The following is a 10,168-nucleotide window of genomic DNA, read 5'->3' as shown; positions in this document are numbered from 1 at the left end:
CAGCATGAGCTTCGTCAAGAGCCTCATCGATGACTGTCACGCGACCAATGCCGGCACGCCGCAGGGCAAATGCGAAGGTGCTGCCACTGCCACTACCACCTACTATCGTCACATTGTGGTCAATGCCTGAGCGATCGCTCACCCAGTTTTCGGGATCGGGCCCGAGTAGGCGCAACGCCTCACGTGCGGCAAAATCGAGGTCAGTCGTTGTTGTCATGTCGGTATTTGAGGATGAAATAAGATTTTATCGAGATTAGTGATACTGAAAAGCATAATATCATGAATAGCTAATAATTAGTTTCTCTAATATTAAGCTTTACGAATAAATTATTACTGACTGTTAGCGAAGCGGTGCTGATGTCACCCAAATACTTGAAAGAAGCTACCCCGGTAAAGCTGTACTGCACATTGCAAATTAGTTGAAATTTTCTATTAATTTGAGTAGCTGATAATGCTTATCTTTATTTATTGGCGAGTGCCTTTAAAGAAAAACTTTTTAGTTTGCTGAAAATCCCAAACCGTTTTATCTCCTGCTTAAGAACACGCTCACGTTCAGCAGATTCTTGTGGTGGGAATTCCCAAATATCACGGATCTCATGTTCTTGCCGATCTGTTAATTGGAGATGATGTGGTAATTGAGACTGTTGCCCAAATAACCAAGGTACTCCATTTAATAATTCTCTTTCTATTCCATGAAACATAATTTTTACCCTTATTAAAAATAAGGTGATTTTGACATTTAGCTTTTTACTTCTTGCTGCAATTATTGGCATTTGGCGATATCTTCGTTAAAACTGCTGTCCCAAAGTTGTTTCACATCAACTTTTCTGGGAATTACACCCGCTTGAAAAAAGGTATCAGCAACCTTTTGCTCAGAAGCAATAGCTGCGTCAGAAACAGGAAGTAATTCTTGACGACGCTGTTGTTGTCCTTGCTTGGCATCCTGATAAACGATGCCTTCATCAACATCAATGGTAGTTGCATAATTCTTCGACCATTGCTTGAGATTAGATTCCCGCCAAGTTTGGGATTTCTGCAAACGACAAAGAAAATCAGCGATCGCAACTTTCTTTTGGGGATCGGCGATCGCATTCGGTGAAGCAATAATCACAAAGTTACCGCTCAAAATATCTTTTGCAGATTCCAGGACTCGCGCCCCTTCTTTTTGGGCTTGAGGGATAGAGTAACCGTAGGTAGCCCAAGCATCAAGCTGTCCTTTACGAAAAGCCGAAGTTTACGAATGGGAGAATCACCACGAACTAAGATGGCATTACTCAAAGAATCTGGGCTAGGACGCTGTACAGAGCCAATACAAAGAGGTTGTCCAGCAGCGATTCCAGAAATCGAAGGAATATCACCACATCCACCAATATCTGCCCGATTACCATTGAGAGAACTTAAAAGCGTAGCGCAACGGTCAAATGGCCCACTCCATTCAACTTTGATATTTTGCGTTACTAACTGACGCTCTAACTCACCTCGTTGACGCGCAATGGGAATAATCCCGCCTTTTTGATAGCCCAAGCGAATCACATTGTTTTTCTCTGTAGTTTTGATATTGAGAGTTTTTGAAGAGGAATCTGAGTTAGCTGTGGTATTGATAGCTGTTTGTTGACTGCAACCAGAAGCTATCAAACCAAGAAAAGAAGTTGCAACTGCAAAGATTTTACTGGCAGAATATTTTTGTTTGTGCGGAAAGCGGTGTTCTGTGAAATAATTCACCACAATTGACTCCTTGATATCAATTTTTAGGAGTTTAAGCAGCTAGATCTATGATAAAAGCAATTAACTACGGTAATTCTATCGACTTACCGTAGTTAACAAAGATAAGAATACCACCTTTTGATGAATTGTCCAAATCAAATCAATATTTCTTTATTTCTATGCATCGGTTTGAGCAACAGTCTCTAAGAGGATGTTTGAAAAGTCTTCCAGCGTGTGTTTCACTACCCTGGCTACCGAGAAACTGCTACGAGAGAATCGGAGTTTTGGGATTTGAGATCGCCCCCCTGAGTTCCACTTGAGGCTCAAGCTGACCCTTTTCAAACAACCTCTAAGCTCAAGGAGCAGTAAACAGACCGTAAATATTTAGTCAAAGAGTTTAGATTTTCTTAATTTTAGCTACTATCATCAATTTGCTAAATATTGCTAATATCAATCTAGAATCCGGTTCTGTACATTTGTAGTTTTGTATAGACACTACTTAGAATAACCGCTATGCATATAAGTATTACAGGCAACTTAAAGAAGCAGTTTCACGCAGCTTGTGCTATCCGTGGGCTGAAGATGAGTCAAGTGGTAGTAGAACTAATTGAGCAGTGGTTGGCTAGTGAAGCTCAATCGGTCGGTGAGTTAAAGAAGTAAGAATTGCTTTTAATTAGAGTTTGCTGATAGTAGGGTTGAGGTGAGAATTATTGCGGGAAATTCATGGCAAAATTTGATAAGTAACATTTTATGGATGAAGTTTATTCCAAGCTCATAGTAATTTTTCAGAATGTTAATGAGTGGCTAAAATTTGCCGAGGCGAAAAATGGTATTCTGCTTGCTTTTTCTGGTGCTGGTATTACTGCAACCATAACTCTTTTAGCTACAGCACAGAATCTTCCAAAATCATTGAGTTTTGGTTTATTGCTAACAACAATTTTACTTTGTATTTGTTCTTTAATCTGCTCGCTTTCTTTTCTTCCTAAAACAAATTTAGAGCGTCTTGTATGGTTGCGAACTAGACCACCTAAGAACTCAAGCTTTATTAGGAAGGAAACAGATAATTTTTACTATTTTGGACATTTACATAAATATAGTTCAACCGAACTTTTAGATGCACTGAACAAATACTACTTCGAGGGTATAATCAATACACCTTATAAAAAAGAATATGAGGATATTGCTGGACAAATTACTATTAACGCTGAAATTACATTCTTGAAATTTCAGGTTTTTACATACGCTGTATATATTTTAATTACTTCTATTTTGGTAATTCCAGTTTCAATTATTATAAGTCTAGTGATTCATCAAAAATTATAATTATATTTTATTATCAGTTCATCGTAATTTACAATAACATTATCTTAAATTTATTGACGTAATTATTCTCAAAGAACTAAGGTTTTTATGGAATCTGCTCAAATTACATTAACTGTAGTCCAACTCGATTTGGTCAAGTCTTCAGAATCTACTTCTCTTATTGAACAAGAACTAGGGGTAGAAGGAACACGACTATTTGTGAAGCGTATAAAAGAATTTGTCAAAAAGGCTTTTGATTTAGTTGACAATCGTTCTAAATATGACCAGATTCAAGAGTTGGGCGGAGATGGTTATTGGATTTTATTTCAAGATGGTAACAATGCTTACCAATTTGTTAAAAACTTTGTCAAAGTCGTTGACGAACATAATATCAAACCTTATGTGAAAAAGCGAATATTTCGCATTGCTGCAACAACTGGAGAGGTTGATTACGATCCATCTGAATTAGGTCTTAATCAAATAGTTGGACATTTCGTTTTAGCCACACTTTCACGGCTTGTTACAGTCACTCCAGGCTGGTTTTATATTGATAAAAGAACGTTTGATATTCTTCCTGATAATGTAAAACAGGATTTCACTAAGGAATTAGTCAAAGGTAAAACTCATGAAAAAGAGATCGATGCTTGGCGTTGTCAGATTTTTTCAGATACCTCTATACCCACTATTCAACCAATAACCCCAGAGAAAATCAAGGAACCAATACAAACACTTATAGAACTCTTGCAACTTAGCGGACTGGCGGTATTTTCAGAACGAAGAGGACTGTGTCAAACAATTGGAATTCAACCAGGTAGGCTTCCTTTTTTAACATCATCTGAGGATAGCTTTGCTACAGAGCTAGTTAACCATTTACATAATACAGGTAGAAAACAAGCTCTTTGTAAACTTTGCGAACAACTTGAGTCTATATTTTCCGAAGGAAAGCAGGCAGAGGATTTGGCATTTGTTAAAGCACATTTAAACTGTGATTAGTACAATTAGTTAAACGGAATCTTTACGAATGAATATATCTCTAACCACAGAAAACGAAGAGATTAAAAGAAAACTTAAAGAAATATTGTTAAGAAGCTTACGTATACGAGATTCAGAAAGAAGAGCGTTATGTACAGACATTGGCATAGAGCCATCTAGTCTACCTTTTTTAAATGTTAACTCAGATGAATCTTTTGCCAAAGAACTGATTGATTATTTGTTTAAGCAAAATAAAAAAAACTCCCTTTGTACTTTCCAATAGAATTAAGAATGTTAGTGCTTTAGCTAAGGTAGCTAGTCAGTACGCAGAATTAGGACAGAAAGCAAAATCTGAACAAATATTAAACCGATGTCTTCAGCTTACCCAATCTGATAAGTACATCTCCGACCAAGTTGAAAACATAGTCAAGATTGCTGTTAGCTATGCAAACATAGGACAACAAGATAAAGCTGTAGAGATATTAGACAGTAGTTTTGGGGCTGTTCAGCTTATTCAGATTAATAATATACCAAAACCAATATTGTCCGAAATCGCCATTGGTTACGCAAAACTAGGTCAAAAAAATAAACCCTTACAAACACCAATATTGTTCAAAATCGCCATTGGTTACGCAAAAATAGGTCAAAAAAATAAAGCCTTACAAATATTAAATCAAGCCTTTCAACAGATTAAAACTAATGAATATGCTTGGAAAACTGAGCAATTCAGTCAAATTGCTGTTAAATACGAGGAGATAGGATTTCATCAACAAGCTTTGGAAGCTGCTAAAATGCTGGGGGCGCCTGAAAGAGTTCGGGCATTAGTTGCAGTAGCGGTTGAAGATGCAGAGCAATCTCAATATGACCTAGCTATTAAGAACATCAAATCTATTGGAAACCATTACCCTCATGAAGTTCGCCCCGACAAAATGAATGGACTATCTCAAATTGCCATGAAAGCTGCGTCAGCAGGGCAATATGAACAAGCATTTAAAATTATTGAGTCTATAGATGATGATTTTTGCGGAGATTGTATAGCTAAACCCTTAATAAAACTTGTTAACAAGGCTACTAGAACAGAAACAAAAGATCAAGCCTCACAATTGTTACACAAAGCCTTAAGCATTGCTCAGTTTAATATCCTAAATCAACCTGAACGAGTTGGAGTATTGGCTGAAGTTGCTAATCATTATGCACAACTGGGACAACAGCAGAAAGCTTCAGAGATACTAGCTCAAGCCCTTAAAACTGGCGAAGATATTACTATTGTAAAGAGGATGCCTGAAAATATGTCCGTAATTTTTACCAGGTTCAAATATCCTTGTCCACATATCCGTTGATATCCAGAAAAACAGGTATTGCAGTTAGTGGGCGATCGCATCGGTGTTCGTACCCTCTACTACACTACCACTAGTTCGGTTCGTTGGATTGCGCCTCAACTGAGAACTTTATCACCCCATCATTCATCCGATTTAGATTTGGTGGCGTTACAAGATTATCTTTGTTGTGCCTTTGTTGCAGGAGAACGAACCCTTTGGGAACAGCTACGGGAACTGCGACCTGGAACTGTTTTAGAATTTCCCGACCACAAAGTTGAAGTTTATTGGCAGCTTCAAGAACAGATTATAGCAATAGATCAACCCTTAGCATGGCATGGCGATCGCTTGCGAGAACTCCTAGACCAAGTTGTTCAAGAATATTTACCACCAGCCAATGAACCCGTCGGCGTTTTTCTTTCTGGGGGTTTAGACTCTAGCGGTATCACTGCTTTACAGCAGTTTTCATGTATTTGAACCACATCTATCGTAGGGGTAAAGCGCAATGCTCATTGGTGTCAACTTAAGCTAAAAGTAGCTTAACTGTTGGCTTCCTCACCCGCCTAGAACTAAAGTTCTAGGCTAATAGCTAAAGTCTACTGAAGTAGACTAAAGATTTTTGGCTATATTTAGTCATCTTCAGATGACTTCCGCTATTAGCAAGAACTTCAGTTCCTTGCGGGACATAGCTTTGACGTTAAGTTGACACCTATGAGCATTGCTAAACCCCTACCGCGTGGTCTATTTACCTGAAAATAGCTTTAGTAGCAAAATTCCACAAAGCACCAGTTCACACCTTCTCGATTCATTTTGGTTCGGAATGTCCCAATGAGTTAGAATTTTCCAGTCTCGTTGCACGATAAACACACGCAAATCTTAGAGCAAAATTACCGAAAGTTAACTCATCCCACGGCTTTTCATTAAAAACCGTGGGATTTCGAGTCATTTGTCCTTGGTTATTAGTCATTAGTAGCAAACAGAAGCCTGATCTAAATTCCTACCTCCAGCAAGAACTGCCTTCTGCCTTCTTCACTTAGGATTTGAAGAGTTAATTTAACTTAAATTTGGGGAATTATTATAGTAACCACCAAAATCTATTATAAAACAACATTCAGCCAAGTAATAATGCTTAAATTAATTGCTCGTATCCCGGATTATAGTATTGCAAGTTTAATTTATGAAGCTACTGCCACAGTAATTTATCGAGCATACTCCAAGGCTAACGGACACTCAGTTGTCATCAAACTCCTCAAAGCAGAGTATCCTACTGTCAAAGAGATTGCTCAGATCAAGCACGAATACGAAATTATCCAAAACTTGAACATTGCAGGTGTCATTAAAGCCCATGAATTAATCAATTACGACAACGGTTACAGTAATGGTCTAGCACTGGTTTTAGAAGACTTTGGTGGAGAATCTTTAAAAGCTCAGATATCTAATACAGGCTTTGAACTTAGGAAATTTCTCAACATCGCCGGTCAAATTACTGAAACTTTAGGAGAGTTACATACCCACCACATTATCCATAAGGATCTTCAGCCGGAAAACATTCTTTATAACCCCAATACCGAAAAAATAAAATTGATTGACTTCAGCATCGCTTCGCTGCTGTCAAAAGAAAGCCCAGAAATCAATAGTCTCAATCTCCTAGAAGGAACACTGGCTTATATGTCGCCAGAACAAACTGGACGTATCAATCGAACCTTAGATTATCGTACAGATTTTTACTCATTAGGTGTCATTTTTTACGAAATGCTCACGGGTCGGCTCCCCTTCCAGAATGCTCAAGACCCAATGGAATTGGTGCATTGTCACATTGCGAAAATTCCAGTAGCTCCGCACCAGATTAATCCTAATGTACCACTGGCAATCTCTGCGATCGCTATGAAACTTCTGTGCAAAACTGCTGAAGACCGCTATCAGAGTGCTTACGGGTTAAAGGCTGACCTAGAGCAAGCAGCGATACAACTGCAAACAAAAGGCAGCATTGAGATTTTCACATTAGCCCAGCAAGATTTTTCGCATCAATTCCAAATAGCTCAAAAACTTTACGGTCGGGAAGTACAAGTGGCAGCTTTAATGGCTGCCTTTGAAAAAGTTAGCCTTGGTTCTAGCGAAGTTGTGTTGGTAGGAGGATATTCAGGTATCGGCAAATCCTCACTAGTTAACGAAGTTCACAAACCGATTGTCCGGCAACGAGGTTACTTTATCGGTGGCAAATTTGACCAACTCAAGCGAGATATTCCTTATGCTTCTTTGATTCAAGCATTTCGAGAATTGATGCGACAACTGTTAGCTGAAAGCCAAGCCAGAGTTGAGGTTTGGAAAAATAAATTACTACAAGCATTGGGAGTTAATGGTCAAGTTATTATTGATGTCATCCCGGAAGTAGAACTGATTATTGGGCAGCAAGCGCCTGTACCGCAATTGGGAGTTGCTGAGTCTCAAAACCGTTTTAATCGGGTGTTTAAGCAATTTATCCATGCCTTTGCTGCTGCTGAACATCCTTTAGTACTGTTTTTAGATGACCTTCAATGGGCAGATGCTGCCTCTTTGAAGTTGGTCGAAAATTTGATGAACGACCCAGAAAGTCGTTATCTATTGCTGATTGGGGCTTACCGAGATAACGAAGTTAGTCCCACCCATCCACTGATATTAATGCTAGAGGCAATTCGAGCATCTGGGGCTACGGTTGAAGAGTTGCTCTTGAAGCCATTAGCAACACCTCATATTACTCAACTGGTTACTGAAACGTTCAATTGTGAATCATCTCAGGCAGAACCTTTAGCCGATTTGCTGTTTCAAAAAACCCAAGGTAATCCCTTTTTCTTGACTCAGTTACTAAAAGTCCTACATCAAGATAATCTCTTGACATTTGATTATCGTTCGGGTTTATGGCAGTGGGATCTCGACAAAATTCAGGAACAAGCCATTACTGATAATGTTGTCGATTTAATGGTGAATAAAATTCAAAGACTCTCAGAACCAACGCAGCAAGTTTTACAATTAGCTGCTTGTGTTGGGAACCGTTTTAATTTAGAAATTCTAGCAGTAGTAAACGAAAAAACTACATCAGCAACAGCAGTTGATTTATGGGAAGCTTTGCGGGCGGGATTAATTCTTCCTTTGAGCGATACTTACAAAATTCCTCAGTTGTTGAATCAGTCGGAATTGGCAACATACTGCAATACTGCTATACAAGTTGACTATAAGTTTTTGCACGATCGCGTTCAGCAAGCTGCCTATTCCTTAATTCCAACCGACCAGCAACAACAAGTACACCTAAAGGTTGGAAAATTACTATTACATAATACTGAAAAAGCCCAGTTAGAAGAACATCTTTTTGATATTGTCAACCATCTCAATGCTGGCAGTTCATTGATTGTGGAACCAGCAGAAAGATATGAACTGGCAGAATTAAATCTGAAAGCAGGTCAGCGAGCAAAATCATCTTCGGCGTTTGTAACTGCACTCAATTTGCTAGAAACAGGGATGAGTTATCTACCTGAGAATAGCTGGAAAGATAAATATTTACTTACATTAAATTTATATTTACAAGTTGGAGAAGCAGAATTTTTAAATGGAAAATATGAGGAAGCTTTGCTGATTTTTGAGCAGACTTTCAGCCAGGTTACAACTACTCTTGATATGTGTCGAGTCAATGAATATCGGATTATGTGTTATCGGATGGAAAATGATTTAAACTCCGCATATAAAATTGGGTTAAACACCTTGGAACTTTTAGGCTTGGAGTTTACAGCTTATCCCGATGATGCATATCTGTTAGAAAAACTTAATCAAACTAAAAAAGTTATTGGCGATCGCTCAACTTTTAGTCTGGCGGAACTACCGCCAATGCAAGACGAAGAGAAGTTAATGGCTCAACGCATTTTAAAAGAAGTGTGGCCTATTGCCTACTTTTTAGGATCTAAAGCGTTGCATATCACATCGATGAATATAACTCAACTTTCAGTTCAGTATGGCAACTCACCAATTTCGGTATTTGGTTACATGCTGTATTCCTTCAACTTAGTATTTCAATATGGTGAGGTAGATTCGGGTTATGAGTTTGGTGAACTATCTTTGCGGTTGCATGAAATTTTAAAAACGAAGGAATTAGAAGCAAATATTTTGAATATGTGGGGAGGTTTAATCTGTCATTATAAAGACCATATTAGCCAAGGTAAACCTTATTTATTAAAGGGATTTAATAGTGGTTTAGAAACAGGTTCTTATCAATGGTCTGGTTATTGTTCAGTTAATTTTTTGTGGCAATCATTATTTGGAAATGAATCTTTAGAAAAAACCGCAGAAATAGCCGAAGATTTTATTCCTAGCCTCCGCAAAATTGACAGAAATATGTTGAACTACCATCTGCTGGCTATGGAAGCGATCGCTAACCTGACTAAGCCAGCAGGCAAGATTGATCAACTTGTTGGAACTTGGGCAGATGAACGGCAAGTGCTAGAATTTGCGTTGGCATCTTCGGATATGTTGAGTGCATTTGTAGTTTACATCTATAAACTTGCGCTCTGTAACTGGTATGGAGAATTTATCAAAGCTGTTGAGTATGGAGAGAATGCAGAAAAATATGTAGGGGGAGCGCGAGGAATTTTTATTAATCCTGTTTTTTATTTTCACCAGAGTATTGCCTTAGCAGGGGCTTATGGGGAGGTAGATACAGAAACTCAAGTTATTTATCTAGATAAACTAAATGCCAACTTAGAAAAATTCCAGCAATGGGCAATGCACAGTGTAAGAGATTTAGTTGCCGCAGCCTTTGAGTCTGTAGGATTGGATTGGACGCACCATATAGTTTTAAATACCAAATTATTGCGACAAGATGAGCATTTTCAACTAGTAGCCAACCCCAG

10 protein-coding genes and 1 pseudogene are annotated in these 10,168 nt (G+C 38.3%); 6 read left to right on the top strand and 5 right to left on the bottom strand.

What is annotated here, in order from left to right; genetic code table 11:
• From LC574_RS10490 to LC574_RS10475, 4 genes and pseudogenes are all read right to left on the bottom strand, one after another.
• Positions 1–217: pseudogene (locus LC574_RS10490) on the bottom strand (NAD(P)/FAD-dependent oxidoreductase); the annotation flags it as partial.
• A gap of 244 nt (positions 218–461) precedes the next feature.
• A complete protein-coding gene (locus LC574_RS10485; RefSeq protein ID WP_229453464.1) occupies positions 462–773 on the bottom strand; it encodes a hypothetical protein in 312 nt (103 codons plus the stop codon).
• On the bottom strand, positions 764–1,126 hold the full coding sequence (locus tag LC574_RS10480; RefSeq protein ID WP_229453463.1) for a hypothetical protein: 363 nt from the start codon (positions 1,124–1,126) through the stop codon (positions 764–766). The genes LC574_RS10485 and LC574_RS10480 overlap by 10 nt, the downstream gene beginning before the upstream one ends.
• Complete coding sequence (locus LC574_RS10475; protein ID WP_229453462.1) at positions 1,123–1,725, bottom strand: hypothetical protein; 603 nt, start codon at positions 1,723–1,725, stop codon at positions 1,123–1,125. The genes LC574_RS10480 and LC574_RS10475 overlap by 4 nt, the downstream gene beginning before the upstream one ends.
• Before the next feature lie 492 nt (positions 1,726–2,217).
• Between LC574_RS10475 and LC574_RS10470 the strand changes: the two genes are divergently transcribed.
• The 5 genes from LC574_RS10470 to LC574_RS10450 all read left to right on the top strand — a co-directional run bounded on the left by LC574_RS10470 (position 2,218) and on the right by LC574_RS10450 (position 5,771).
• Positions 2,218–2,364 (top strand): hypothetical protein, encoded by a 147-nt coding sequence (locus LC574_RS10470; RefSeq protein WP_229453461.1) that lies wholly within the window; start codon positions 2,218–2,220, stop codon positions 2,362–2,364.
• A 90-nt stretch (positions 2,365–2,454) separates the two neighbouring features.
• Complete coding sequence (locus LC574_RS10465; RefSeq protein WP_229453460.1) at positions 2,455–3,027, top strand: hypothetical protein; 573 nt, start codon at positions 2,455–2,457, stop codon at positions 3,025–3,027.
• An 87-nt stretch (positions 3,028–3,114) separates the two neighbouring features.
• Positions 3,115–3,999: a hypothetical protein gene (locus LC574_RS10460; protein WP_229453459.1), complete on the top strand. Its 885-nt coding sequence runs from the start codon at positions 3,115–3,117 to the stop codon at positions 3,997–3,999.
• 209 nt (positions 4,000–4,208) lie between these two features.
• Entirely contained in the window at positions 4,209–5,318 is a 1,110-nt protein-coding gene (locus LC574_RS10455) for a lipopolysaccharide assembly protein LapB (protein WP_229453458.1), read from the top strand.
• Between the two features lie 27 nt (positions 5,319–5,345).
• Positions 5,346–5,771 carry an asparagine synthase-related protein gene (locus tag LC574_RS10450; protein ID WP_229453465.1) on the top strand — a complete coding sequence of 142 codons (426 nt, stop codon included), beginning with the start codon at positions 5,346–5,348 and terminating at the stop codon, positions 5,769–5,771.
• Positions 5,772–6,099: 328 nt separating this feature from the next.
• On the opposite strand, the gene LC574_RS10445 is transcribed toward LC574_RS10450, so the two are convergent.
• Positions 6,100–6,240 carry a hypothetical protein gene (locus LC574_RS10445; protein WP_229453457.1) on the bottom strand — a complete coding sequence of 47 codons (141 nt, stop codon included), beginning with the start codon at positions 6,238–6,240 and terminating at the stop codon, positions 6,100–6,102.
• Positions 6,241–6,419: 179 nt separating this feature from the next.
• On the opposite strand from LC574_RS10445, the gene LC574_RS10440 reads away from it, so the two are divergent.
• A partial coding sequence (locus LC574_RS10440) for an AAA family ATPase (RefSeq protein ID WP_229453456.1) occupies positions 6,420–10,168 on the top strand: 3,749 nt, incomplete at its 3' end.

The sequence above is a fragment of the Nostoc sp. CHAB 5715 genome (assembly GCF_020829685.1).
Classification (GTDB): domain Bacteria; phylum Cyanobacteriota; class Cyanobacteriia; order Cyanobacteriales; family Nostocaceae; genus Nostoc.
The sequence above is the reverse complement of the archived record's forward strand: the minus strand, read 5'-3'. Positions and strand labels throughout refer to the sequence as shown.